The organism is Planococcus notacanthi, from assembly GCF_030407825.1.
GTDB lineage: Bacteria > Bacillota > Bacilli > Bacillales_A > Planococcaceae > Planococcus > Planococcus notacanthi.
On sequence record NZ_JASDCQ010000001.1, the window covers coordinates 81,881 to 107,602 of the forward strand.

Sequence of the window (25,722 nt, forward strand, 5' to 3'; positions counted from 1 at the left end):
AATTGTTTGCGTGCCAGGCACGCAAACAATTCCCTTTGAATAGGAGAAAAATACTAGTCAATTTTCATCGTGGGTCTTATAATGAAAAGAATCAAGTTGCTCTATAAAATTAGAAGAATTAATGATATAGCTATTCGATAAACCCAGTCTATTTTCCATCAAGGCTCAACCCATTTGAATCACCATGCAAATAGAGGACTTACGACTATAGAAGAAAGCTGAAGGGAAGAACGCTTTGAAAGCTAAATACATACCGGTTGTGCTGTGGGCTTTGTGCATCCTGCTGGCCACCAACAACTACAATTTTCAGTCCCTTTTATTCGCTCAGGAAATCGATTTCCACATTCGCCTGTTCCCGAACTTTTCGGATCTGTTCATCACGAGCGATATCCATTTGGAAAGCAAGACCTATGTGTTTCAGAAAGTCGGTCATGCCCTGTCTTTTGGCATCCTGTTCTTGATCTTGGCCAAAACCATTGCCAACGATACCAAAGCCATCATTCTATGCAGCTTGTTTGCCTTCTTCACGGAAGTGCTGCAGTTGTTCTTTGAACGGAGCGGCAGGTTGAGTGATGTGCTGATCGACATCGGCGGCATTTATCTTGCGTATCGTTTGAGTGTTTACGTGAAAGCACAGGGAGGACCGGTTCCGGCTTTCTGGAAAACCGTCCAAAAAATTTCCGGCGCCTTTGCGGATCAGAAATCGCGTTAGTCTTAATAATAAAAATCGCCGCCTCTTCGATGGTTGAAGAGGCGGCGATTTTTATTAATTATGAAGAGAACGTCAGTAAAAGAACTTATTAATTTAAATAAAAGTTACCACGTTAAAATTATTTCCTAAGACCTCTGAAATGGTATTGCATCCTATAATTTTCCACTATATAATAAATCAACCACATTTTCATAGGGCAATGGGAGAGGCGGGAACAAACAAATGAAAGCGACAGAGATACAGACAGCACAGCAAGCCGTGGAGGCGATCCGTCAGTTATGGGCGGGGCGTTCAATCGGGAAATTGCGTGCGTTTTTAGGGGAACTCGAGACAGAGGATGATTTTTACCGGCTGATGCGTTTGACGGATCAGGCGGATTTATATACGTATAGCCATTTGCTGGCAACTCAGGCGCATAAGCGTTTCGGGACGCTGCGGACATTTACGTGGAGTTGTGCGCGACTGCTTGAAACGGGGCGCAGCCTGGAAGCGGAAGAACGCATGATGGGCAGGTTGCAGGGCATTTCGTCTGTTAACGATTCGGTGGAAGAGCTGGCGTCGGCGCATCAATTGCTGCTGCGGGTATTTGCCCAGCTGAACCGCCTGCCGGAAGCGAAAGCGCAACTGGATCGTTACGCGGAACTGAAAGGTTTTGTCTGGCCGGACCTGGAAGGCTTTTATTTTATCCACAGCGGAGAATGGGCTGAAGCGGAACAGGTATTGGAAAAAGTCTTAAGCGATGAAGTGACCGAACGCAGCCCATACGTACGGCTTCAATACGCCGACGTACTGGCGATGACCGGCCGCCAAAAAGAGTCGTTGGACGTTCTGGAACATGGAGAGCAGATCGAACCCGGCACATGGACTTACCGTGCGGACATCATCCGCACGCTGTTTTTCCTGGGCCATTATGAAGGAACACTGGATTTGATCGCGGCATACAATGAAGAAAATCCATACCATGTCCACCGTCCGTCTTTTATTTACATGACTGCCGAAGCTCTCTATAAACTCGAGCGCTGGGAAGAGTTGAAGGCATGGGTCGCGGATCACCCGAAAGTGCTGGAGAAAAGTGTCTACGGTAAAGGCGAAATCCGACAGGAAGCCGAGCGCCGGGAGCTGCAATTGACGCCGAACATCCAGAAGCTCAATTATTGTGTGCCGGCATCACTCGCATTGATGCTGGAAGCGTATGGCATGAAAAAAGGGCAGGACGAAATCGCTGAGCATGTGTTTGACGTAACGGGTTCAGATCTGCAAAAGACCATGGAATACATGGAGACGCTTGGGTTTACAGCGCGTTATTTCAAAGGGACGATCGGCGTTTATAAACAACTGATCGATGCTGGAATTCCGGTGCTGCTGAGCATGATGATTGAAAACAATGCGCATGTGCAAGTGGTCATCGGTTATGATGACCGGCTGCAGGCGTTGATCATCCAGGATCCGAATGACCTCGGGCCGTATTTATTGTCCTACTTGGATGTCGCCGATACGTTCAAGTTGACCGATTCCTTGAGCATGGTATTTTTGATGCCGGAACAGCTGGAAATGCTAGAGTTGCTGGACAGCAAGCAGCACGACTTTTTCAATGAATTATTCACCATTTGGGGAGACGACACGAAAGGCCGCGACAAAAACCGGTCGATCGAGTTTTTGAAGGCACATCCCGATGAGCGCTATGCGGCAGTGGTCGGTTTGGTGACTTTGTTCTCAGAAGAAGCGAAAGCCCTTCATTCGACATGGCTCGAAAAGATCCACCAGGACCTCGGCAAAGAAGACGGCGAAGTGGCTTTGCTTGCGGCGCATATGCATTACCAGAAAGATGAGACGGAACAAGCGCTGGCAAGCCTTGCGCTGGTGAAGGAAAAGAATTCGCCATACGCGCTGTTTTTGAAAGCGGCGATTTTGATGAGCCGCAATGAACACCAGAAAGCGATCCCGCTCTTGAAACGCTCGATTGAGTGGGACAATTACCAACCAATGGCGTACAGCCATTTGGCGCGCTGTTATTTGGAAGTCGGCAAGACCTACCAGGCATTCAAATGGTCGAGCATCGCACTTGACCAGGTGCCGAACGACATCTCGACGCGCATTACGCATAGCCTGATCCAATACGAATCGGGTGCTTATGAGAAAGCGTTGGCGCGTTTCCGTGAACTTTCCGACGAGCAGCCGGAAGATGGGTATTTCATTTACGAAATGGGCCGTTGTCTGTTGGCTCTCGGGGAAGAAGAGAACGCCATCGGGGCATTCGGGCGTGCGCGGGATATTGATCCGAAAGAACCGTTTTCGTATTTGCGGATTGCTGAAATCCACCTGGCCGCAAAAGACTGGCCAGAGGCGGAAAGCGTTCTGCATGCCGGCATCGCCAATTGCGAAACGGCTGATGTGCTGCATCAGTATTTGGGCCATCTCGACATGGAAAAAGAACAGTATCAAGAAGCGGAAGCGGAATACCGCAAATCGCTTGAAATGGACCCGAATGATTTGTTTACGGTGACGCATATTGCCCATGCGCTGCTCAAGCAAGAGAAAATGGCCGAATTGGGTAACTGGGTCGCGCATTATGCGGAAACCGGCGATACCGATTATTTTGTCCGGACAGCAGCGATGCTGTGGCAGGAGTCAGAGGACGATGCGGGCAAAGCACTGGCGCTGGATCTGCTGGAAAACGGTATGGCGCGTGTTGCGCTGGATCTCCATGAAATGGCTGAGCAGTATGCGGATTTCGGCGACGCACCGCAGTTCCGCAGCCGCTTGTTTGATTTCTTCAAAGGCCTGCGTGAAAAGAAAGCGGATGCGCTTTTGCTGTGCTATGAAGCGAGTCTTTACGAACTGGAGGACCATCAGCGTTTTGCGCAAATTCTCTACAGCCAGGCGGCGGAACTGGATGGCCTGGCGTTAGCTCCTTACCGCCTTGGCTTGCTTGCTGAACAAGCTGGGAAATGGAATGAAGCACTGGCTCACTTCACGAAATGTGCGGAAGCGGAAGCCGGCTTCACAGGAGCTCATGAAGGATTGATGCGGACGCATTTGGCGTTGGAAAATAAAACACAAGCGTTTACAGCGGCTTTGCATGTGCTGGAAAATGAACCGCTGCTGCTTGATCTGGGTGAGCTGTTCGGTCTGATCGACAATGAAACACAGCTTGCGGCTGTAGAGAATTCATTGAAGAAAGTGTCCTTGCAAGTACCGGAGGAATGGCTGCTTGCAGCACAAGCTCATATAGCAGAGAAAAAAGGCGATTTATCGGGAGCAGAATCGTTGTTCCAACAGGCGAAAGCAGTCAACGGGGCCTATCCTTCGCATTACCAGCATATCGAATTTTGCGTCCGCCAAGGAGATGTCAAGCGGGCAGTCGGCTTGCTGGAGGAATTGATTGCCGAGCATCCGGACGAGGAAGGTTTGTATGCTGAATACGTTCGTTTGCTGATGGACATGCGCAAAACCGGCGACCTGCACAAACGGTTGAGAAAACGTCTGAAAGGCGAGGAATTGGCGATGGCGCAAACGTACAGCGCAGATCAATTGGCGGAATGGGTCGATGAAGAGGATGAAGAAGCGCCGAAGCATTTTATCCGCAGGCTGCGTGACAAGTCACGGCGTTTCCTGATGCTTTCAAACGTCATTTCGCTTTACCTGGACGCCATGAAAAATTTCAAGGACAGCGAAGTGCCGGTGCTGCATCTCGCCGACTTCTATATGAACCGCGGAATGGCGGATGATGCGGCGGAAGAACTTGCCCCGTTCGTCAAACGCACCGGCCATTTTGGAGCTGCCAAAGCGCTGCTGCAGGCGACGCTGCAGGAAGCGAACGAAAAACAGTCCGAAAAGCTGTTGAATAAAGCCATCAAACAGGCGGAACAACTTCATTTGGAGCAGCCGGCAGATATCGATATTGTATTATGGCAAGGCGATATGGCGGCTGTACTCGGCGAAATCGCACGGGCAGAGGCGTATTACGAGCAGGCGATTGCTTTGAATCCATACCACAGCGAAAGCTATGTCCGTTTGCTGCATCTGCTGGCAGAGCACCGGCCGGAAGACGCCAAACGTTTCGAAAGCCGTCTGCCCGAAGAGCTGCAAGTCAATGAATGGATTCGCTTGTCGCTGGCCATGATCTACACGACGATGGGCGACAGCGCAACTGCCACAGAACGGCTGTTGGCGCTGCAGGATGATGAACCCACATACTTGCCGGTGGGCTATGAACTTGCACGTGCTGCCATGAAAGCCGGGCAACCCACGCGTGCCAAAGAATTGCTGAGCCAGTTATTTAATACCGAAGGTGGGGAACAATTTATTGAAACCGCCATCGAAGAGGAATTGTTCGAAGAAATATTGGAAGATGTTTTTGCCGTAGGGGTTTAACTCTGTTCCAAAAATAAATACAGCTAATCAAACCACCTTTCCTGAAGCTCATAGATTTCAGGGTAGGTGGTTTTTGTATGCCGAAATATGGCAAAGGTGTGAGTGGATGATTGCCTGTATTTGTCGAAAAGAGTTGAATTTGGTACTACCTTTCTTCATAATTATTAGGGATATAGTCATGAAGTAAATACAATAGGTTCAAGGAGTGGCAAAAGAATGAAAATGATGGTCAAAACGATAAGTATAACAATCGGCGTCTTGGCGCTGTTGGCAGGAGCCGGTTATTATTTTTTCACGCAAAATTCCACGAGCGGCGGAGAAATAACGAAAGTGGCGGACAAAATCGAGGAGCGTGAAGAAAAAGAAGGCACGCCTGAAAAGAGCGGAACTGAAGAAGAAGATGCTGATATGACAGAAGTCGATTTGCAAATCCTACTTCATCAGATGACGCACCAAAAAATCAGCGCTGGCAAAAAGAAAGGCGCTGTCGAAATGACGCAAGAGAACATCGATGGCTTGCTGCTGATTGTACAAGCCAACAAGCATCTGTATGAGCACGGCCCTTTTTATGAAGACGCCTTGACCGAGTGGCAGCAAGGAGATTTCTCCAACTCCGTCACGGTCCACAACACCATTTGGGATTGGCATAAAGGTACGGTCGGCAGAGCAACGGGGCTGATGAGCGCCGAAGAAGAACAGGAATTTGTTGAAAGACATTTTAGATAAAAATACTATACATAGAAGAAGAGGCTGTCCGCGGACAGCCTCTTTCTTCAGCTTCTTGCCGATTTGTAATTGTTGTACTCAGGCACCACCGAGCGGTCCACATAAAGGTGGAAGAACCACTCGCCGGCTGACAGGACCAATGCGCCAACCAGCGCCGGCGTCACCATCTCGAAATTCTGGCCGGTCAACAGCCAACCGATCAGCCAAATGGTCAGGAACGCCATGACGAAATCAACAAAAGTTGCGATGGTATTGCGCCCTGACTGATTTTCCGGTCTGCCGGCATTCAAAAAAATCATGATATCGCCCATTGCGTAGGACAACGCTGTCAGCGCCAAACTGATCAGCAGCGTATCAACAAACGAAACATCAAAAATCAAGGTAAGAACGATCAATAAGACAGCAGCCACCATTACAAATTTAATTGCCAGTGCAAGCAAATGCCTCAATAGCTTCTCCTCCTTATATAAATTCTATTAAGGAGAATTTACCCGTTTTCCGAATAGAGTATGCCGAAATGTGAAAATAACAGAAAAAGCCGCCTCTCCATTGGCTGAAGAGGCGGCTTTCAAACGATTAACGTACGTTCATTTCATTGGGGTGAGCGCCTTTGCGGCGGTCTTTGTTGAGTGCGTTGATTTCATTCATTTCCGCTTCCGACAGCTCGAAGTCGAAAACATTGAAGTTCTCTTCGATGCGTGACGGCGTCACGGATTTCGGAATGACGATTGTGCCGTTTTGCAGGTGCCAGCGAAGAACAACCTGAGCCGGCGATTTGCCTTTGGCTTCGGCGATTTTCTGGATGGTCTCATCTGTCAGCACTTCGCCGCCTTGGTCAAGCGGGCTCCAGGCTTCAACGAAGATATCATGCTTAGCGCAGAATTCCTTCAATTCGTTTTGTGCCAGGTACGGATGGCATTCCACTTGGTTCAGGACCGGCGGAATGTCGCATTCCGCAAGCAAACGCTCGAGGTGCTCAATTTCGAAATTGCAGACACCGATCGCTTTGACGCGGCCGTCTTTATACAGCTGCTCCAACGCTTTATAGGTATCCACATAATTATCGAATTCCGGAGTCGGCCAATGGATCAAGTACAAATCGACGTAATCAAGGCCGAGGCGCTCCAGGCTTTCTTCGAATGCACGTAACGTATTGCCGTAACCTTGGTCGCTGTTCCAAACTTTTGTCGTGATGAACAACTCTTCACGCGGCACAGTCGTTTCCTTCAACGCTTTGCCGACGCCTTTTTCATTCTGGTAAATCATTGCGGTATCGATCGACGTATAACCCGTCTCCAACGCTTTTGAAACAGCTGCGGTTGCCTGGTCGTCTTCAACTTGCCAAACGCCAAAGCCCAGCTGTGGCATTTTTATCCCATTGTTTAATGTAATAAAGTCCATTATGCATTTCTCCTTTAGGTTTATTCGGTTAGAGTAGATGTTTACCCGGTACTTCGGAACTCTAAGCATTATTATAAAGGAATCTTTCAACTTCTGTCGAAATAGTTTTGAGAGAGGAGTTGAAAGCCATGAGTATGCAAAAAATTGTCGAAATGGATTTGGTGCGCGACGAGTACGGCAACTATTACAAAGTGGTCGGCACCCATATGGAAGAGGATAAATTGACTGCCATCGAGGTTTCGAACCTGTATTTCGAGAAATCTTTCGAAGCCGGCACAGACAGCCTGGACGAGAGTTACCAAAGCAAGCCGTTCGGCGTCTATATCCAGGACCAAGTGAACGCCTACATCGAGGACATTCAGCAAAACGAACGCCCGATCTACGGCATCCGCGACTTGATGGTCAACCGCATCAAAGTCTACGCGGTCGACATCACCCAACCGCACCCAAAACGCAATTTATAATAGAAGATACGAAGCCATCGCCAAGCTCACAATGAGCTTGGCGATGGCTTTTTTATGGCTTGGAAAGTATTTTGTGGCCAATGGAAAGTATTCCGCCATTAACAGAAAGTATTTGCGCTCCATTGGAAAGTATTTGCCCCGAAACAGAAAGTATTTCCATATAACTGGAATAAATCGTCGTGGATTCCTCCCGATTCTGGAAATACAATCCCCAACAGAAGAAATACGCTTCTTAAGCGGAAAGCGCAGCATGCGCTTTCCTTCTCTTAGCCATCCAGTGCCTTCCTACAATGATTATTTCCGGCATCAGCGGGTAAAGAAGAAGCAACGACACATTCAGGAGGGATGCATCATGACCAACAATGACGCACACGATAAGAACCTGCACCACAACCAGGATAATGAGGAATCAACACTCGATAAAGTCGTCAAAAAAACCAGCGAAATGCTGAGCGGCAGCGATGAAGGCTGGGAATCCTTCGGCAAAACCGACGTAAGAGAAACTGCAGGCGACGATTTCCAAAACGCGCCGGATGAAAGCTCGGAAGATGTGCCGACGGAAGACCGAGTCATCCGCGATCCGAAAACCGGTGAAGAAACAATTGTGAAGAATGACAATAAAAAATGGTCACTTTAAGCGAGACACTCCACGACCCATTCCACTCCCTGGAATGGGTTTTCTTCGTCCAATTGTGATAAACTTTTTTTTGAAGGTAATTAATAGAATATTAAGTTTTTAATTGAAAAATATAGCCTATACGTCGGAAGGGGATGGAAGAGGATGGCCAAGAAGATGGAACAGATCCAGCAGGAAGCGTTGCAGCGTTATTTAGCATTTGAGGAAGAGCGCCGGCTGGAAGCACAGGCGGCAGCTTCAACAGAACGGATGATGACACGGTCGAGCATCATCAACCACCACGATAATTTGGCGATGGAGCGGATCATCAACCAAAGCGATTTGTTTCCGATTGCGCATCTGCAGGCGGGGCTCGACGTCAGCAAAGCCGTTTGCCGCATTTCGATCCGCAGCCAATCCGGCCAGCTGGAAAGCTACGGCACCGGATTTCTGGTGGCACCGAATTTATTGCTGACGAACAACCATGTGCTCGAAACGTCCGAAGCGGCGATGTACGCGGTGGCCGAGTTCAATTACGAAGATGACGTCCATTTTATGCCGCGCGACATCATCAGTTTCCGCTTGGATCCGGAAGCGCTTTTCATTACCGATGAGGCGCTGGATTTTACACTCGTGGCGGTAGAGGAAAACAATCAGCACGACATTCCGCTGACCGATTTTGGCTATTTGCCGCTATTGCCGAAGCCTGGGAAAATCCTCGAAGGCGAATACGTCACCATCATCCAACACCCGAATGGCGGTCCGAAAGCAATCACCATCCGTGAAAATGAAGTCAAATTCATCTCTTCGGACTTTGTCCATTATGTCAGCGATACTGAGCCCGGATCATCAGGTTCGCCGGTTTTTAATGATCAATGGGTAGTCGTGGCGCTGCATCATGCGGGTATTCCAGATCCAAATGACCCCACTAAGTGGATTGCCAATGAAGGGATCCGCATCAGTTCGATCATCCAGCATCTCAGCGAGGCGCGCAGCAGCTTGGAAGAAGAACATTCACGTGAACTGCTGGACCAGCTGCTCACTGTTGTCATGCCGGGCTCTGCTGCAGAACCGATGGAAGTCGGTGTGTTGGCCGAAGATTGGTATGCGGATGCTTCCGGATATGATCCAACTTTTCTTGGACAAGGGTTCGACGTACCTTTACCCGCATTAGGCGAAGCACTAATAGACGATGTGGCACAAACTGCGGACGGCAAGAGAGTCCTTGATTACATGCATTTCTCGATTGCGATGAGCAAATCGCGCCGATTGGCGTTTTACACAGCCGTCAACATCGACGGCAACCAGTTGGTGGACGTCAAACGCAGCAACGACCGCTGGTATTTTGATCCGCGAATTGACGAAGCTTACCAGATCGGACCGGAATTTTACCAATCAAACGATATCGACCGAGGGCATTTGGTGCGGCGCCGCGATCCGAACTGGGGCGTTGATGCGGTGAAGGCCAATGAACACACATTCCATTTCACCAACTGCTCTCCCCAGCATAAGAATTTCAACCAAAAAGCGTGGCTGGATCTGGAAGATTATTTGCTCGATAATGCCCGCGACCACAGCATGAAAGTCTCGGTGTTCACAGGGCCTGTGTTCCGGGACGATGACGTGCGCTACCGGGATGCACAGATTCCGGATCAGTTCTGGAAAGTGGCAGTGATGCTGAAAGGCGATGCGGCCTTATCCGCTACTGCTTACTTGCAGACGCAGGAAGATTTGATTGGCGGAGACCTGGAATTCGTCTACGGCCAGTTCGGGACTTATCAAGTGCCGGTTACGCAAATCGAAGAACTGACAGGGCTTGATTTCGGCAATCTGCGTGATGCTGATCCAATGGCAGCGGGGCAAGCAGCTCGTGTCCAGCGGGCGGAGGATATCCGTCTATGAAAATGATGTTGGAACTGGAAGGAGTCACCCGAAAAAGAGACGACAAAACCGTGTTGAATGGCGTCAATTGGCAGGTCCGAAAAGGCGAACATTGGGTGCTGTACGGCTTGAATGGCGCCGGGAAAACCTCACTGCTGGATTTGATCAATGCTTATTTTTTCCCGACGGAAGGCAAAGTGACAGTACTCGGAATGGAATTCGGCAAGACCTATCTGGCAGAAAAGCTGCGCAGCCAGATCGGTTTTGTGTCTGCCTCTGTCCAACAGAAGTTGCCAATTTACGACAATGCATATGAAGTGGTGCTGAGCGGAGCGTTCGCTTCTCTCGGCCTGTATCAGGAAACGACGGATGAAATCGACCGAAAAGGCGTCGAGATTCTCCGGGACCTCGGCTGCCTTGATTACGCCAACCGGGATTACCATACCTTGTCGCAAGGCGAAAAGCAGCGCGTGTTGATCGGGCGCGCGTTGATGGCGGACCCCGAACTGCTTATTTTGGACGAACCGACCGCCGGACTCGATTTCATCGCCCGAGAAGAATTACTCGAGTCGATTGCCACCATCGCGCAAAAGCCGAACGGCCCGACCATCATCTACGTCACCCACCATATCGAAGAAATCTTGCCGGAATTCAATAAAACCTTATTGTTGAAAGCCGGCAGCGTCTTCGCTTCCGGCAACACAGAAGAGCTCATCGACAGTGAACAGTTGTCCGGTTTCTTCGATATGCCCGTAAACGTCGTCTGGAGCAACGGACGGCCCTTGCTGTCAAAAGTCAGAAACCATTGAATGGCTGAGGGCGGGGTCCCAAGCCTGCTTGGGACCGAAAGTGCAGGCCTGCACTTTCCTGGGTTTGGGCATTAGAGTGTTTTTGGCAATTTGCACTGTATATCCAATTCACTGGAAGAAGTCGGCAGCAATACACCGAATAACTTCAACAAACCCTGTCCGACAAGACACGCTCTTGCCGGACAGGGTTTTATTCTGCTGAAAATCATCGTTAAACTATCTGAACTATCTGCAAACTGTGATAAACTGTCGGTAGACAACCCAGATTCTCAGACGTTTTCAAACTATCCGAATGGGAGGACTTGCTATGGCAGAGGGCATTCACAGGATTTTAGAGGAACGTGGGATTCAAGTACCGGAAGCGCATCAGGACATGCTGGTGCAGCAGATGAAAGCGGTGCAGCAATTGCGGGGAACCGTGGACAATTCGCAGCTGAAAGATTTCGATATGGGGCTGACGCATGTGCCGGGAGGTGAGCGGCCATGAATGAAGAATTGGCAGCACAATCCATTGGGGAATTGGCACCGAAGCTGCGCGACAAACAAGTGTCGCCTGTTGAAGTGACGGAAGCTGTATTGGCCAATGTCAATGCGTATGACGGAGAAATCAACGCCTTTATTCGTGTGCAGAAAGAGCAGGCGCTGGAATCGGCCAGGCAGGCGGAGCAGGAAATCCAAAGCGGCAATTACCGCGGCTTCCTGCACGGCATTCCGATGGCGCTGAAGGATATTTTGTATTTCAAGGACGAACCCGCGACGATGGGCTCGAAAATCCATGAAGGATTTATCGCTGATTTTGATGCGACCGTAGTATCGAAGCTCAAACTGTCGGGCGCGACTTTTCACGGCAAGCTGAATATGCACGAGTATGCATGGGGAGCGACGACCACCAATCCGCATTACGGAGCCTGCAAGAATCCGTGGGACCTCAGCAAAATTCCAGGCGGCTCAAGCGGCGGGTCCGGTGCTGCGGTGGCGGCGAACATGACCATCGCTTCGCTTGGGACAGATACCGGCGGTTCGATCCGGATTCCGGCATCAAGCTGTGGCATTATCGGTTTGAAGCCGACGCATGGCCGCATCAGCAAATACGGCTGTTTTCCGTTGTCGTGGAGCCTTGACCATATCGGCCCGATGACGAAAACCGTTTTCGACGCAGCGCTCCTGTTGGAAGTGCTCGGCGGTTACGATCCGAAAGACCCGACATCTGTGGACCGGCCGACGCAAAATTATTCCGGAGGGTTGAATGAAGATGTCAAAGGGCTGGTCATCGGCATCGAGGAAGGTTATTTCTTTAAAAATGTCGACAATCGTGTCAATGAAGCGGTCCAACATGCACTGCAGCAACTAGAAAAATTGGGCGCGCGTATTGAGACAGTCCGCATCCCATCGCTTGCACAAGCCGAATTTGCGGAACTTGTCACCATCACAACCGAAGCAAGCGCCATCCATCATGACAATCTGGTCAAGCAGCCGGAAAAATTCGGTGATGACGTCCGCTTTTTATTGGAAGTAGGCGAGCTGATGTCAGGTGTCGATTATGTTCAGGCACAACAGATCCGCCGCAAGCTGGATCTCGATTTTGCGGCAGCGTTTGAAAAAGTGGATGTGCTTATCACGCCGACTCTTCCGTTCCTGTCACCGCCGATCGGCGACAGCACCGTTGACATCAATGGCCAGGCGCTAAGTTTTTTGGATGAAGTCATCCGCTTCACGGGTCCGGGCAATTTGACCGGCTTGCCGGCACTCAGCATTCCATGCGGTGTCCGCGAGGGGTTGCCAGTCGGTCTGCAGATTATGGGCCCGGCGTTCCAGGAGGAAAAAGTCCTCAACGTCGCCTACGCAATCGAAAAGCTGGAGCTGATGAAAGGCCATAAGCCGGATTTGACAGCGATTAAGCCAATCTAACGCGTTTAACTAATAAAATCTTATCTTGGAGCGGAAAGCGCAGGCTTGCGCTTTCCTGGGTTTGGGCATTTAGAGTGGTTTTGGGCATTTATCGTGGTTTGGAAAGTATTTTGCTTCTTTTGGAAAGTATTTAGGCTCAAACAGAAAGTATTTTCAGCCATATGGAAAGTATTTGTCCCAAAACAGAAAGTATATCCATTTATCTGGAAAAAATAGCTAGTTCTACACTAATTCAACCTGAAAGGATGACGAAATATGGCCAATACGCACCAATTTCCGGAAGATCGCGTGCATTACACGTGGGATAAGGACCCGCAGCCGGTGTTGACGATCGACAGCGGAGACCAAGTGGATTTTTCCACCCGGGAAGTAGCGGATGATCAATTCAATAAAGACTCCAAAACGGAAGACATCGCCACACTCGATTGGGCGAAAGTCTATCCGCTTGCAGGACCCGTCGAGATCCGTGGTGCGGAACCGGGTGATACGCTGGAAGTGGAAATCCTCGACCTAAAGCCGGGGAGTTGGGGCTGGATGGCGATTTTGCCTGGGCTTGGCCTATTGCCTGAAGAATTTCCAGACGCCTACTTACGGACATTCGATTTGAGTGACGGCGAATCTATCCATTTCAGCGACAACATCAAAGTGCCCATCACCCCGTTCCTCGGCACGATGGGCGTCGGTCCTGCAAATGCCGAAGGGCAAGCCATTATGCCGCCTGGAACATTCGGCGGCAATATGGACACTCGGCAACTGACGGTTGGCACCAAATTGTATTTGCCGGTGCAAGTGGCGGGCGCCATGTTTAGCTGCGGCGATGCCCATGCAGCGCAAGGTGACGGGGAAGTTTGCGTAACGGCGCTTGAATGCCCGATGCAGGCATCGCTAAAGTTCCGTCTCATTAAAGGCAAATCGATTCCGGCACCGCAGTTCCAGACAGCTGGCGCATTGACGCCAAAGGTCGACCATAAAGGCTTCTACGGCACGACCGGCGTCGGACCTGATTTGATGGAAGCGGCACGCGACGCCATCCGCGCCATGGTCGATCACCTGTCCGAAAACTACGAGCTGGAACCAAAAGATGCTTATTTATTGTCCAGCTTGTGCGTCGACCTTAAAATCTCTGAAATCGTCGATGCAGGCCAGTATGTGGTGAGTGCACTGCTGCCGCTTGCGGTGTTTCAGGAAAAATGAATGAGCAGAACCCGAACACTGCCGAAAACGGCAGTGTTTTCTAATGAAAAAATAAACTGTCTTTAAAGTTATCTGAATTAACTGCATTTTTAATAAACTCTGTGTTAAACTAAAATAGGATTCAGAAGAGACTAAAATCAGCCAATTACTTCCTATTAAAACTACACAAGGAGAGATTGTTTAAATGGAAGATATCTATTTTGAGAAAGACTATGCGCGCTTATATGAAAAAATAGAGAAGGGGAAGTGCGAAGAGTTTATTTTTGATCATCCATTAGGAACAGTCAGCCATCTATTTATTAAACGTGAAATTCCCATAGAGCTGGAGGGGCGCTTTTTTTTATGATTTGGTAACGCCTTATGGATACGGCGGCCCGCGTATGATCAGCTGCAAAGACGGCGACAGGTTAGCGCTGGTCGCGGCTTTTCAGCAGGCATTTGGCGATTATTGCCGTGAAAATGGAATCGTTGCAGAGTTTGTCCGTTTTCATCCGGTTGTGAAAAACCACTTGGATTTCAGTGATTGCTATGAACTGAGCTTTAAACGCCATACCATCCAGACCAACCTTGCAGATACAGATGATCCCATTCTTACTGAGTATTCAGCTTCCTGCAAAAGAGATATCCGGCGTGCGTTAAAGGCCGGTGTAGAGTACCGGATTATGGAGCATCCTGAAAATCTGAATGCCTTTAAGGAATTGTATTATTCGACTATGGAGCGAAATGATGCCCAAGCGATTTATTATTTCAATGATGAGTACTTCCAGAATTGCATTGATTTGCTGGGTCCTTATTTAGTGGTAGTGGAAGTGACTTATCAGGGCAACATTATCGGCATGAGCTTAAGCTTTGTCTGTGGTGACTTTATTCACGTTCATCTGACCGGAACGCTTCAGGAATACCACGGGCTGGCTCCCGCTTATGTGCTGCAATATGCCCTTGTGCTATGGGGCAAGGAAAAAGGGAAAGCATTGATTCATCATGGTGGCGGGCGGACTGGTGAACCGGATGACAAACTCTACCTGTTCAAGAAAAAGTTCGGGCGTAATGAGGAATTCGATTACTTTATCGGCCAGAAGGTTTGGAACCCGGCAGTTTACGACTTATTGTGCAGGTACGCAAATCCGCCACTCAATACGGAGCAGTTTCCTGCTTACCGGAATCAAAGCTCTCTTGTAACCATCAATTAACGGTGCGTTGTCTCATCTGCTGTCAGGAATTACAAGAAAGGTCAAAAGGGCGCCGATTTCTGAGTTCCGTCTTGGCCATTTAATAAAAAACCAGCAAGTTAAAAGTTTGTTCCAAGAAACAGTAGGAGGTTCGTTATGAAAGAGATTGGTGGATATTTTGGGTTGGATAATCTGGCAGGCACTGAATTTTACAAAGACCTGATCGGGCTTAATACCGGTCGGCATGCCCTGCTGTACTTGCTGAAAGCGCGGCGCATCACCAAATTGCATATTCCCTATTACTTATGCGACTCGGTTAGCAGGCAGCTGGTGAAGTATGGCTATGAATTTGAGTATTATCATGTGGACCAGGAATTTCAGCCGATTTTTGATGAAGAACTGGCACCTGGCGAATACTTGTACATCGTGAATTTTTATGGGCAAATTACGGAAGAAAAGACACAGGCATTGAAGCAGCATTATGGGCAGGTGATTCTGGATCATAGCCAGGCTTTTTTCCAGAAGCCATTGCCCGGTGTCGATACAATCTATTCCTGCCGCAAATTCTTCGGGGTGCCGGACGGTTCTTATTTGGCAACTGATGCAATTCTGCATGAAACGCTCGAGCAGGACATTTCTAAAGACCGCATGAAGCATATACTTGGCCGTTACGAGGCGCCGGCAAGTGAATATTACCATGATTTTCACAGCAACGACGGTGTACTCGATGAAACGCCGCTCCTGGCAATGTCCAAACTGACCCGCAATCTGATGGGCGCCATTGACTACGACAAGAGCTGCCGCATAAGAAATGAAAACTACGCTTATCTGGAACAACAATTGGGTGCAGATAACCAAATGAATCTGACCAAACCGGAAGGCGCATTCGCCTACCCGTTGCTGGTGGAGGACGGCATACCCATCCGAAACAAGCTGGCCCAGCAGAAAATCTACATCCCGCTGCTTTGGCCAAACGTTCTGGACGACTGTCCGGAAGATAGCATCGAATACCAATACGCCGCGAACATCCTGCCGCTGCCATGCGATCAACGCTACAATTTAGAGGATATGGCTTACATGGTGGAGATGGTGAAAAAACAGTTGATGTAAAAAGAAGCTCCGGCTTCTTTTTTTTTATGAATGGAATCCGTGGATGTAAAGGTTCTATTGTAAACTGAACGTAAAAAACATTACGTCTTTATTAATAAAATCAAAAAAAGATGCTATACTAAACGGAATAATCCACTATCGGAATAGTTTGTGCAGAGTTTGAATTACAGAAAAGAGTGAGTCCGTTGTTTACTAATCTTTCCAAGAAAATCACCGTCAAAAAGCTCATCGTCTGGATGCTGACTGTATGTTTTATGGTCGGCTTGCCGTTTCTGACGTTGTATGTCAGTGAAACGATTGTCCGAAAAGCGTTGGACATGCCGTTTTCTGTCTGGACGACGGAGTTTACCAAGCGCTTTGCCTTGAATATCATCATCTTAATTGCGGTCTTCAATGTCTTGTATATTCTGCCGCGCAAATGGTTCATGTTCACCAGTTTTCTGGTGAGCTGTATCCTGGTTATTTTTGCGGTGGCCAATAATATGAAAATCGAGCTGCGCAATTCCCCGATTTCCCTTGGCGATTTCGCTTTGCTCAATGAACTGCGTGGATTGGAAAATCCCGTCGATTTGTCGATGCCGCTCATTCTCGGGGGAAGTGTGGCTTTTCTGGTTGTCACTGTTGCCATTTTTTGGCTCGTACCGAAAGTCAAAGAATGGTGGGTGCTGAAAATCGGCGTCTCGGTCCTGTCCATGGCTTTCCTGGCCATTTTATGGACGGGCTATCCGTTTTCACCGATGGAAAAAGTGCAATTCCAAAATACCTGGTGGCAGCAGGAAGTCGGAACGATGAGAAATGGCTTGTTCGGCAATTTTGTCTTGCTGGCGCAACAGGCGAAAATCGACCCGCCGGAAGGCTACTCGAAAAACACCATTGAATCGATCGGCAAAGACTATGTGCCGGCCGAAAGCACGCCAGAAGAAAAGCCGAACGTCATCATTCTCATGAGCGAAGCCTTCATCGACCCGTATCATTTTGGGGAAGAGCATTTTACCCAGGACCCGATTCCAAATTTCCGCAAGCTGTACGATGAATCGATGCACGGCACCATGTATTCGCCGGAATTCGGCGGAGGAACGGCGAACGTGGAGTTTGAAGCGTTGACCGGTTTGAGCCGACAGTTCATGCCGGACAGTTCTGTCGCGTATCAGCTGTATGTCAAGAAGCCTTTGCCTTCCGCTGCTTATGCATTCAAGGACGCCGGATATGAAACGACCGCCATCCATTCGTATTTCGGCTGGTATTACCAGCGGGAATCGGTTTATCGTCTGCTGGGCTTTGATCAATTTATTTCCGGGGAAATGATGGATCTGGACCACGCGCTTGGTTCCGGCTGGGGCTTTCCGAAAGACCATAACATCACCAATTCGGTGCTGGAAACCCTGGACACGACCGAAGGGCTGGATTTTGTCCACGCTGTAGCAGTTGAAGGGCATCAGCCTTATAAACCGCAGGAAGAGTCCGAGTTGGTGAAAACCGGTGAACTGCCGGACATCACCCGGCAGTACCTGAACAAATTCACCGATAAGATGAACAGCGTCGACAAAGAAATCGGCCGCCTTGTGGAAGAACTCGAAAAACGCGACGAGCCGTCGATTTTGATTTTCTTCGGCGATCATTACCCGACTTTCGGGAACAATAACCAAGTCTACGGCTCGCAAGGGACGCAAATCGCGAATAATATGCTGGGGGATTACGACGATTTCATCAATACTCACAATGTCCCTTACTTCATTTGGAAGTCGGAAGGCAACGAGCCGAAAGAACTGGACTTGTCGCCCAATCAATTCGGAGCCATTGCTTTGGAAATGGCCGGCGTCAAAGGGAACACAGTGACCGCCATTCTGGATGACATGCGGGCAAAAGGAGAAGCGGTCATTCCGTATAATCAGTGGCAGAAGCAAATGGGCGCACAGACAGAAGAAATGGGCGACCTGCACCAAATGCAATTTGATTTGCTTCACGGCAAACGCCATGTTGAAAAAACGATTCCTGGTTTGATTGCCATGCCGGCGAACGATTACCACCTGGGACTGTATCCCGAAATGGATGTCCAGAAAATCACCGACAACGGCAATTCCTTTGAAATCCTGACCAAAGGTGTTCCGAAATTCACGAAATTATTGAGTGAAGACAATGAAGAGCTGGTCGCCGAATGGAATGAACTCGGCAATGGGCTTTCGACATTTACGGTCAATAAAAGCGATGTGGAAGCCGGAGAAAAATTCCGGTTTGCCCTATACGATTCATTGGAAAATATTCTGCGGAACACCGATTATTTTGAAATAGCGGAAACGCCGTAATACGCAAAAGGAGCACATGAAGTCGAAACTTCATGTGCTCCTATACTGTAGACAGAATCTACTCAAAATGAATAACAATATATAATTCCAAACGGGCTGGCCACTTCGCTTTCCGTGGGCTCAGCTTCAGCCTCCTCGTCACTGCGTTCCTGCGGTGTCTTCAGCTTTCGCTGTTCCCACAGGAGTCTGCGTGGCCAGCCCGTTTGGAAGCGTCCCGCTACAAAAGAGAGAGCAAGCTAGGCAGTCACATAAAAAACAGCTTAAATGAAATTGATCATCACGTTGCAAAGGATCCGAAGCGCAGGGCGGCGACTCCTGCGGGACAGCGAAGTGTCGAAATCCACTCGGACCCGAGTCCGAGTTAGTTCGGCGCGAGTCCGCGGAAAGCGTCCGCCTGCAGCGCAGGATCTGCTGCAAATCAGCGGAAATGAATCGTTATTCTTTAAAGGATATAACTATTCTTTTGTCTAAAAGCTAGGAGCACATGAAGTCAAAGCTTCATGTGCTCCTTTTTTTATCTTTTATTCAAACCAAAAGTCAGCAAAGTCATATTTATATGCACGGTAAGAGAACGTGCTGGCCTCATACTTGAACTGGGCCAAAAGCTCGCCTTCTGCGCTGTATTCTTCCAAGGTCTTGGCCATGCCGCTGTTGATGACGATCGAGTCGCCGGTCAATTGGGCATTGCTGACGATGGAGGAATAAGGAACATCAAATTCCTGGACCCGGTCATAGCTGCGGTTGTTTTCATCCACCAGGAACTTCGTGAACTTGGAGCGGTCCTGGTCGTTGGCTTCGAAAGTCTGGCTGGTGTCGCGGATGACTGCCCCTGTGTAATCCGGGCGGCTTTCGTACCACCAGTAATTATTGTTGTACATATACAAGTAATACTGGCCTTCCGGCAAGCTGTCATCCGCCACATAGGTAACGGAATGCTGGCCGGCTTGGCTTGGAAATTCGCTGGACTTTTCAAGCCGCAGCTCTTCGCCTTCGGTGCCTTCCCAGACGTCGTGGATGCCGATCAAGTAATTGATGGTCGGCTGCGTATAGATGTCATCAACTTTAACGATGGTCGAATTTTCCCGCGCGCTGAGGATCAGCGAGTCGCCTGCCAAGTCAATGGAGTTGAAATGAAGCCAGTCCCAGACGCTTTTGCCATCTGTTTCCACCGGTTTCGTTTTTTGCTTATAGCCGCTCAGCAGTTCATTGAAATCGACCAGCAGCTTTTGTTCGCCGGTGTTCAAGTCAATGCTCATCACCAAGTCTTCGACGGTGTTTTTAGCCGGGTCGGAAACGAGCGTCAGCACTTGGCCGTCTTCGTTGATGACAAAATCATGGTGCATGACGTAGCCGTTCAGTTCAAAGGTGTCAGTGATTTTGCCGAGTGGGTTCATCCGTGCGAGCTTTTGGTCGGTCGTGGTGAAGACCATCGAATCTTCGTAAGCCACCATCCGATCCATGCGGTAATCTTCCGAAATGATTTCAGCGCGCATGGTGCCTGCGTTATCAAACAGGAACGTGTAGCCATCATAATTATTGACACCCATCAACGCGAACAAGCCATCAGCGAGTTCCGTATTTCCGGAAGACGCCGTCTGTTCCATGGTGATCGGGTAGCCGGAAGTGGTTGCAGGTGCCGCCACTTTGAATGAATAAGTATCGCCTTGTGTGCCTTCTTCATTGATATAGGTCACTTCAACCGTATTTTCTTTGCCTGGCACTAGACCGATCACTTGATATTCTGCTTCTGCAGCAGCGGGATTGGCGTCTTTTGCATCACGCGTAAAATCCGATGCGCCTTCTGCAGAAACCGTATACGTCAATGTACCGGAATCCGCTGCCTGAAAATGAAGATAAAGCCCGGTGGTATTGGTGCCGAATGGATTCATGACCGCAAGCGGCTCGGACACTTTATAGTTTTCTTCCTGTTTCAGGGCATCCAGCTCTTCTTGGAGCCGGTCGACAATTTTCACGTCATAAGCGGAACTGGAAGGGCTCACCCGCGTATCGAGAAATTCAAGCTCTTCCACCGTAACTTCTATTTCGCCGTGATCCTTCATTTTCACTTCTTCGCTGCAGCCGGTGAGCAAGCCCGCAACCAGCAGTGCAGCACCGGATAGCCAAAATTTTCGTTTCATTATGTAATCCTCCATTAGTTGATCGGAATCATTAAACCTTAGTAACTTTACCATATATGAAAGTTGTATTTCAATTTTATGATGGATTTTTATTACTTTCAATGAAGGGAATTTAAAGGAATTTGAATTCTTTGTGGCGAATGCAACTGAAAACGAAGCAAAGGAGTGTTTCCAATGGCAGAAGAAAACAAAGTACAGCCGGGATCCATCATTTCTTCAGATTTAACGGTTCATCATGCAGAAACGGTCCGCGATTTCTATAAGGAAGTCGTGGGGTGGGGACATAGTGATTTTCAGATGGGAAACTATGCTGATTATATGATGAACACGCCGGATGGAAATCCGGCTGCAGGAATTTGTCATCAAGCGGGAGACAATGAAGGATTGCCACAGCTATGGCTCGTCTATTTCGCGGTTGCGGATCTGAAACAAAGCCTCGAAGCCTGCCAAAACCGCGGCGGCATCGTCCACCGCGAACCCGAAGGCGCCATCGTGCCAGGAAGCTACGCCATCATCGAATATCCAGCCGGCGCTTTCTGCGGGCTGAGCCAGATCTGAAAAAGCTGCTGCCTAGAGAAAAAAGCGGAAAGCGCAGACCTGCGCTTTCTCGTGTTGGGCATCCGGCGGTTTTAGGGTGTTGAACAGTATTCAGGTGAGAACGGATCGTATTTTCCTCAATCGGACAGTATTTGTATCCAATGGACTGTATATGCCGGAGTTTGGACTGTATGTCCAACAACTGGAAGAATAGCTGGTCTCGCATTTAAAGAATAGTGACGCCACCTCCTTATAATCTCCGCGACCAGAATTACAGTCTATAAGTAATGGAATTATGATTAAAACGTTTTTCGGGTTCTGTAGATAACGGACGAAAAGCTGCTTATTCAGGAATTCCATTTCCTGTTCCAGACGAAAAATAGCGTTGTTGCATCAAAAAAATATATTTAATAGATACGCTTCAAAGTACTTATATTTTTTCCGGTATATGGTATGATTCAAAATAGATCAGCTATACGGAAACGATATTAATATATTAACTCACTCGACAATTTTTGAGGGTTGTCCGGTCGATTCTGTATGAAATGTCTATTATCAGCCGATCAGGATTCACCATCAGTTCATTAATTGGAGGTTTATTATGTACACAATAGGATTTGTCATCAGCCACAAAAACAATGAAAAAAGAAGAGCGCTTTTGCCGCAGGATATGCCGAATATCAAAAACATCAAGCAGTTATTTTTTGAAGTAGGATACGGCGAGGCATTGGGCTACTCGGATGCCGAGTATGAAGTGTCAGGCGCTCAATTCGTTTCACGTGAAGAAGTGCTCCAATGTGACGCCATTGTCGATGTGAAACTGGGCAACGCGGATTATTTCGATCAATTGACACCTGGTAAACTGTTGATCGGTTGGGCGCATGCCGTTCAGGATATCGCCTTTACAGATTCGGTGCTTGCAGGAGACCATACAGTGGTCGCTTGGGAAGAAATGTTCGAAGACGGCCGTTACATCTTTTACCGCAACCGCGAAGTTGCCGGAGAAGCGGCGATTCTTCAAGCGTATCAATATTGCGGCAAAATGCCTTACGAAACGAAAGTGGCGGTTCTTGGAAATGGCCATACGACAAAAGGTGTGCTGCGCATTCTTCACGGCTTAGGTGCCGATGTTGATGTCTACGGGCGCAAGCTGGAATCCCTGTTCATCAAGAACATGGGCAATTACGATGTGCTGGTCAACTGCGTTATGTGGGATACGACACGTACAGACCGCATCATTTATAAGGAAGATCTGAAACGCCTGAAAAAAGGAGCGATGATCGTCGACGTCAGCTGTGACCCGAACATGGAAATCGAAACGTCCCGTCCGTCGACCATCGATGATCCCGTCTATACAGTGGATGGCATCATCCATTACACGGTGGACAACACGCCGGCAATGTTCCCGCACACAGTCACGAAAGTGCTGAGCGAAGGATTTTCCCCGATGGTCGATAACTTTGTCGAAGGCAATTGGACCGACATGATCCGTGATGCCGTCGTCATCGAAAACGGCCACATCATTGATCACCACATTAAAGAGTTCAGAGAAGCCAGAAACCTATTAGTGAAATAAAGAAAACAGCCGTTTCCAGTGAAATCATTGATTTCGTCGGAGCGGCTGTTTTTTATTGACCTCTTACTTACCGATCAGTTCCGTAGCCATGTAAACTTTAAGCTTATCAAACAAATAAGCTTGCCCTTTCGTATTTGGGTACAGCGAATTCTGCATCAATGCCGTTTGGGAGATGGCATCACTATGGATTTCAGCAGCCATCACTTGATAGAAATCAAAGAAATGAACGTTGTTGGCAGCAGCCAACGCTTCGCTTGCCTTCATATAAGGCATCATCTCTCTATTGTCCCCGACAGAAGTAGTCGGGTTCGGCGTGCGGATCAGTACTTCCGTATCACCCGATGCCGTGATTTCCTCTAACATCACTCCGTAGTTTTTGGCATACTCTTCAACCGGAATCCTCCAGCCGCCGAGTGCATCGTTCAGTCCTGCGGAAATGACGACCAAATCAGGTGAATGATTCAAGACGTCACTGCCAATGCGCTGTTTCATATGGGAAACAGTATTGGCATTCATCCCGGCGTTGACGATTGTTGCTTGATCCGGATAATTGGATTCGAACCATTTTTCCAGCAATGCCACATGATTCGGATTGCCATCCGGCAGCGAATCGGGGGACGTCACATAATCGCCTAGAAAGACGATGGTGACAGAATCTCCTGCAGCCAGTTTTTCCGCAAACGTCACGGGTTCTTCGGCGGCCACTGCCTGAGCGCCGCTTGTTTCAGGGAGGAGTGCTGTTTCTTCTGTGATTTCGATATTGCCGAAGTTGGTTTCACCGATGATAATCACAAGAATCAGGCTGATGATAAGTATGTAAATAAACTTGTTGAGCATCATATTACCTACCTTTCTTATTCAAGGTAATTACATATTACCATAGAAAGAAGTATAATTAACTAAAATTTCAGAATTTTTATGAGTATTCAGGCTTAAATCCCTTAAAAGCGCTGTTTTCGTAGTTTTAAAGGGTTATAATGGGGAACAATATAAGTAATGTATAACTGTCACGGATATAAAGGAGGCGCCGGAAATGAAGCAAATAGGAGAGAAATTGAAAAAATTAAGAGAAGATAATCAGCTGAGTGTAGATGAGCTGGCGCTTGCATTAGGTTTTGCAAAAACGGTGATTTGGGGTTATGAAAGCGGCAAAAAGCAGGTAAGTGTTTCCCATCTGGAAATGTTGGCCGATTATTATAAAGTGACTGTCGATTTCTTATTGGAACGGGAACAAATCTCTGACACATTGGACCTTCTAAACCTAACGGATTTGAATTCCATCAAACTGGTTGTAGATGACCAGCCGGTGAATCAAGAAGAACTTGCAGAAGTAACCTCTTATCTACAGGTCAAACGCCGCTTAAAAGAAGAAGCTGATCAGCTTCAAGGACGGTTTGCGGACTTGAAAGAGGGTTAATAAAAAGTGCAAAGCAGCCATCAATGGATGGATGCTTTTTTTAGTGGGCACAGAGTGCCGGGCAGTCACTTGGAAGTAGAGCAGCCATCGATTCAGCTCTTCGTTTGAAATGGCCTTTTCAAGGGAAGAGACCCAAGTAATCGAACTGGAAGTATTGGAGGAGATAGGCATGACGGCGGCTTTGGCGACGGTTTTATTGTGCATCGGTTATTTGGCATTTACAGTTGATAAAAAACAAGAGAACTTTCCGGTGCCGGTTGTACTCGTGCTGATTGGCATCGGTTTGTCATTCCTGCCTTATTTCAAGGAGATTGAAGTGACGGAAACGATGATTTATGATGTTTTTCTGCCGGGACTTTTATTTGTATCGGCTTATCAGTTCTCTACAGACGCGCTGCGGAAAAATGCCGGCATCATCGGATTGCTCAGTACTGTCGGACTTGGATTGACGATCGCGTTGGTCGGTTTGGCGGTCTATTGGATCGGGGGCTGGTTCTTTTCCATCTCGTTGGCAGGGGCGATGGTGATTGCGGCAGTTCTGGCGCCGACAGATCCGGCTTCGGTCGTCTCAATCCTGAAAAAGTCTTCGCCTGACAAGAGCATCGCCGATATCGTCGATGGAGAATCCATGATCAATGACGGCACCAGCATCGTTTTGTTCAGTGTATTGGCAGGGATCTATCTTGAATCGCAATCGTTTGATGTGCTGTCGGCATTGGGTGAGTTTTTCTATGTCTCGGCAGGCGGTGTTATTCTTGGCGTTGCAGTGGGGTGGCTATTGAGCAAAGCCGTCCATATCACCCATCACCGGGATTACCAGGTCATGCTAAGTATCGCTTTGGCATACGGGGCTTTTCAGCTGGCCGAAAGCTTCGGGTTTTCGGGTGTTTTGGCGACTGTTTCAGCAGGCATCATGCTGTCCTGGGAATTTTCCCATGCCAATAAGGAAGACCATTACCGGGAGGCCTTATCCGGATTTTGGGATGTGGTCGAACCTTCCTTATTGTCGCTGCTGTTTTTACTGATCGGCATTGAAGCGACAGAGCATCTGGTCTGGGACAATTGGCTATTGGCCATCCTTATTTTATTCGTCAGTATCGCGATTCGTTTTGTGATCGTCGGCGGTACGTTCAAGCTGTTGGCTGGTACTAAGCATGAAGCGATCTGGAAAAAAGCGCTGCTTATTTCCTGGTCCGGCATACGCGGTTCGATGTCGGTTTTCCTCTTGCTCCAGCTCGGTGTGATGGCGGCGGGAGGCGCTGCAGATGAGTTGATTTCACTCAGTTTTTCCGTGGTCATCTTGTCGCTGATCATCCAGAGTCTGGGCATCCATCCTTTGTCTAAATTATTGGAATCAAAATAAAACAGCCCTCGTATGGAAGCTAAG

22 protein-coding genes are annotated in these 25,722 nt (G+C 48.4%); 18 read left to right on the forward strand and 4 right to left on the reverse strand.

The genetic code is table 11. The features are described 5' to 3' along the window. The first annotated feature begins 235 nt into the window (after positions 1–235). The 3 genes from QMA01_RS00355 (at position 236) to QMA01_RS00365 (ending at position 5,812) form a co-directional block, all read left to right on the forward strand. Positions 236–712 (forward strand): VanZ family protein, encoded by a 477-nt coding sequence (locus tag QMA01_RS00355; RefSeq protein ID WP_203339154.1) that lies wholly within the window; start codon positions 236–238, stop codon positions 710–712. Between the two features lie 222 nt (positions 713–934). Then, positions 935–5,086, forward strand: coding sequence for a tetratricopeptide repeat protein (locus QMA01_RS00360; RefSeq protein WP_290214058.1), 4,152 nt, complete (start codon positions 935–937; stop codon positions 5,084–5,086). A 216-nt stretch (positions 5,087–5,302) separates the two neighbouring features. Further along, the gene (locus tag QMA01_RS00365) at positions 5,303–5,812 is read left to right on the forward strand and encodes a DUF6241 domain-containing protein (protein ID WP_290214059.1); all 510 of its coding nucleotides are present in this window, start codon (positions 5,303–5,305) and stop codon (positions 5,810–5,812) included. A 47-nt stretch (positions 5,813–5,859) separates the two neighbouring features. Here QMA01_RS00365 and QMA01_RS00370 read toward each other — a convergent pair whose 3' ends face one another. Next, positions 5,860–6,261 carry a DUF2512 family protein gene (locus QMA01_RS00370; protein WP_191713674.1) on the reverse strand — a complete coding sequence of 134 codons (402 nt, stop codon included), beginning with the start codon at positions 6,259–6,261 and terminating at the stop codon, positions 5,860–5,862. Positions 6,262–6,388: 127 nt separating this feature from the next. Next, the gene (locus tag QMA01_RS00375; RefSeq protein ID WP_191713675.1) at positions 6,389–7,213 is read right to left on the reverse strand and encodes an aldo/keto reductase; all 825 of its coding nucleotides are present in this window, start codon (positions 7,211–7,213) and stop codon (positions 6,389–6,391) included. Positions 7,214–7,341: 128 nt separating this feature from the next. On the opposite strand from QMA01_RS00375, the gene QMA01_RS00380 reads away from it, so the two are divergent. The 11 genes from QMA01_RS00380 (at position 7,342) to QMA01_RS00430 (ending at position 18,667) form a co-directional block, all read left to right on the forward strand. Further along, on the forward strand, positions 7,342–7,677 hold the full coding sequence (locus tag QMA01_RS00380) for a hypothetical protein (protein ID WP_203339159.1): 336 nt from the start codon (positions 7,342–7,344) through the stop codon (positions 7,675–7,677). A gap of 352 nt (positions 7,678–8,029) precedes the next feature. Continuing rightward, positions 8,030–8,314, forward strand: coding sequence for a hypothetical protein (locus QMA01_RS00385; protein WP_290214060.1), 285 nt, complete (start codon positions 8,030–8,032; stop codon positions 8,312–8,314). Between the two features lie 144 nt (positions 8,315–8,458). Next, positions 8,459–10,195, forward strand: coding sequence for a DNA/RNA non-specific endonuclease (locus QMA01_RS00390; protein WP_290214061.1), 1,737 nt, complete (start codon positions 8,459–8,461; stop codon positions 10,193–10,195). A gap of 2 nt (positions 10,196–10,197) precedes the next feature. After that, positions 10,198–10,983 carry an ABC transporter ATP-binding protein gene (locus tag QMA01_RS00395; RefSeq protein WP_290214641.1) on the forward strand — a complete coding sequence of 262 codons (786 nt, stop codon included), beginning with the start codon at positions 10,198–10,200 and terminating at the stop codon, positions 10,981–10,983. Positions 10,984–11,290: 307 nt separating this feature from the next. Then, complete coding sequence (locus QMA01_RS00400; RefSeq protein WP_290214062.1) at positions 11,291–11,470, forward strand: hypothetical protein; 180 nt, start codon at positions 11,291–11,293, stop codon at positions 11,468–11,470. Next, a complete protein-coding gene (locus tag QMA01_RS00405; protein WP_290214063.1) occupies positions 11,467–12,891 on the forward strand; it encodes an amidase in 1,425 nt (474 codons plus the stop codon). Before QMA01_RS00400 ends, QMA01_RS00405 begins: the two co-directional genes overlap by 4 nt. Positions 12,892–13,146: 255 nt before the next feature. Continuing rightward, positions 13,147–14,085 carry an acetamidase/formamidase family protein gene (locus tag QMA01_RS00410; protein ID WP_290214064.1) on the forward strand — a complete coding sequence of 313 codons (939 nt, stop codon included), beginning with the start codon at positions 13,147–13,149 and terminating at the stop codon, positions 14,083–14,085. 184 nt (positions 14,086–14,269) lie between these two features. Beyond that, positions 14,270–14,431 carry a hypothetical protein gene (locus QMA01_RS00415; RefSeq protein WP_290214065.1) on the forward strand — a complete coding sequence of 54 codons (162 nt, stop codon included), beginning with the start codon at positions 14,270–14,272 and terminating at the stop codon, positions 14,429–14,431. Between the two features lie 34 nt (positions 14,432–14,465). After that, complete coding sequence (locus tag QMA01_RS00420; protein ID WP_290214066.1) at positions 14,466–15,275, forward strand: GNAT family N-acetyltransferase; 810 nt, start codon at positions 14,466–14,468, stop codon at positions 15,273–15,275. Positions 15,276–15,410: 135 nt separating this feature from the next. After that, on the forward strand, positions 15,411–16,364 hold the full coding sequence (locus QMA01_RS00425; RefSeq protein ID WP_290214067.1) for a hypothetical protein: 954 nt from the start codon (positions 15,411–15,413) through the stop codon (positions 16,362–16,364). A 185-nt stretch (positions 16,365–16,549) separates the two neighbouring features. After that, positions 16,550–18,667 (forward strand): LTA synthase family protein, encoded by a 2,118-nt coding sequence (locus QMA01_RS00430; protein WP_290214068.1) that lies wholly within the window; start codon positions 16,550–16,552, stop codon positions 18,665–18,667. Positions 18,668–19,188: 521 nt separating this feature from the next. Here QMA01_RS00430 and QMA01_RS00435 read toward each other — a convergent pair. Beyond that, positions 19,189–20,805 (reverse strand): aryl-sulfate sulfotransferase, encoded by a 1,617-nt coding sequence (locus QMA01_RS00435; protein WP_290214069.1) that lies wholly within the window; start codon positions 20,803–20,805, stop codon positions 19,189–19,191. A 174-nt stretch (positions 20,806–20,979) separates the two neighbouring features. On the opposite strand from QMA01_RS00435, the gene QMA01_RS00440 reads away from it, so the two are divergent. Continuing rightward, positions 20,980–21,363, forward strand: a complete 384-nt coding sequence (locus QMA01_RS00440; protein ID WP_290214070.1) for a VOC family protein — start codon at positions 20,980–20,982, stop codon at positions 21,361–21,363. 580 nt (positions 21,364–21,943) lie between these two features. Beyond that, complete coding sequence (locus tag QMA01_RS00445) at positions 21,944–22,918, forward strand: N(5)-(carboxyethyl)ornithine synthase (RefSeq protein WP_191713692.1); 975 nt, start codon at positions 21,944–21,946, stop codon at positions 22,916–22,918. Between the two features lie 63 nt (positions 22,919–22,981). Here the strand turns inward: QMA01_RS00445 and QMA01_RS00450 are convergent, their stop codons facing one another. Next, the gene (locus tag QMA01_RS00450) at positions 22,982–23,758 is read right to left on the reverse strand and encodes an SGNH/GDSL hydrolase family protein (RefSeq protein ID WP_290214071.1); all 777 of its coding nucleotides are present in this window, start codon (positions 23,756–23,758) and stop codon (positions 22,982–22,984) included. A 193-nt stretch (positions 23,759–23,951) separates the two neighbouring features. On the opposite strand from QMA01_RS00450, the gene QMA01_RS00455 reads away from it, so the two are divergent. Both QMA01_RS00455 and QMA01_RS00460 read left to right on the forward strand, forming a co-directional pair. Continuing rightward, complete coding sequence (locus QMA01_RS00455) at positions 23,952–24,335, forward strand: helix-turn-helix domain-containing protein (protein WP_290214072.1); 384 nt, start codon at positions 23,952–23,954, stop codon at positions 24,333–24,335. 169 nt (positions 24,336–24,504) lie between these two features. Next, positions 24,505–25,698 carry a cation:proton antiporter gene (locus QMA01_RS00460; RefSeq protein ID WP_290184177.1) on the forward strand — a complete coding sequence of 398 codons (1,194 nt, stop codon included), beginning with the start codon at positions 24,505–24,507 and terminating at the stop codon, positions 25,696–25,698. Positions 25,699–25,722 lie beyond the last annotated feature (24 nt).

What these genes read in the sequence shown, in the direction of transcription:
- QMA01_RS00440 (WP_290214070.1), top strand. Translation starts at nt 20,980, where the DNA reads ATGGCAGAAGAAAACAAAGTACAGCCGGGATCCATCATTTCTTCAGAT.
- QMA01_RS00420 (WP_290214066.1), top strand. Translation starts at nt 14,466, where the DNA reads ATGATCAGCTGCAAAGACGGCGACAGGTTAGCGCTGGTCGCGGCTTTT.
- QMA01_RS00385 (WP_290214060.1), top strand. Translation starts at nt 8,030, where the DNA reads ATGACCAACAATGACGCACACGATAAGAACCTGCACCACAACCAGGAT.
- QMA01_RS00460 (WP_290184177.1), top strand. Translation starts at nt 24,505, where the DNA reads ATGACGGCGGCTTTGGCGACGGTTTTATTGTGCATCGGTTATTTGGCA.
- QMA01_RS00390 (WP_290214061.1), top strand. Translation starts at nt 8,459, where the DNA reads ATGGCCAAGAAGATGGAACAGATCCAGCAGGAAGCGTTGCAGCGTTAT.
- QMA01_RS00380 (WP_203339159.1), top strand. Translation starts at nt 7,342, where the DNA reads ATGAGTATGCAAAAAATTGTCGAAATGGATTTGGTGCGCGACGAGTAC.
- QMA01_RS00410 (WP_290214064.1), top strand. Translation starts at nt 13,147, where the DNA reads ATGGCCAATACGCACCAATTTCCGGAAGATCGCGTGCATTACACGTGG.
- QMA01_RS00360 (WP_290214058.1), top strand. Translation starts at nt 935, where the DNA reads ATGAAAGCGACAGAGATACAGACAGCACAGCAAGCCGTGGAGGCGATC.
- QMA01_RS00455 (WP_290214072.1), top strand. Translation starts at nt 23,952, where the DNA reads ATGAAGCAAATAGGAGAGAAATTGAAAAAATTAAGAGAAGATAATCAG.
- QMA01_RS00375 (WP_191713675.1), bottom strand. Translation starts at nt 7,213, where the DNA reads ATGGACTTTATTACATTAAACAATGGGATAAAAATGCCACAGCTGGGC.
- QMA01_RS00415 (WP_290214065.1), top strand. Translation starts at nt 14,270, where the DNA reads ATGGAAGATATCTATTTTGAGAAAGACTATGCGCGCTTATATGAAAAA.
- QMA01_RS00425 (WP_290214067.1), top strand. Translation starts at nt 15,411, where the DNA reads ATGAAAGAGATTGGTGGATATTTTGGGTTGGATAATCTGGCAGGCACT.
- QMA01_RS00405 (WP_290214063.1), top strand. Translation starts at nt 11,467, where the DNA reads ATGAATGAAGAATTGGCAGCACAATCCATTGGGGAATTGGCACCGAAG.
- QMA01_RS00365 (WP_290214059.1), top strand. Translation starts at nt 5,303, where the DNA reads ATGAAAATGATGGTCAAAACGATAAGTATAACAATCGGCGTCTTGGCG.
- QMA01_RS00400 (WP_290214062.1), top strand. Translation starts at nt 11,291, where the DNA reads ATGGCAGAGGGCATTCACAGGATTTTAGAGGAACGTGGGATTCAAGTA.
- QMA01_RS00395 (WP_290214641.1), top strand. Translation starts at nt 10,198, where the DNA reads ATGATGTTGGAACTGGAAGGAGTCACCCGAAAAAGAGACGACAAAACC.
- QMA01_RS00435 (WP_290214069.1), bottom strand. Translation starts at nt 20,805, where the DNA reads ATGAAACGAAAATTTTGGCTATCCGGTGCTGCACTGCTGGTTGCGGGC.
- QMA01_RS00445 (WP_191713692.1), top strand. Translation starts at nt 21,944, where the DNA reads ATGTACACAATAGGATTTGTCATCAGCCACAAAAACAATGAAAAAAGA.
- QMA01_RS00450 (WP_290214071.1), bottom strand. Translation starts at nt 23,758, where the DNA reads ATGATGCTCAACAAGTTTATTTACATACTTATCATCAGCCTGATTCTT.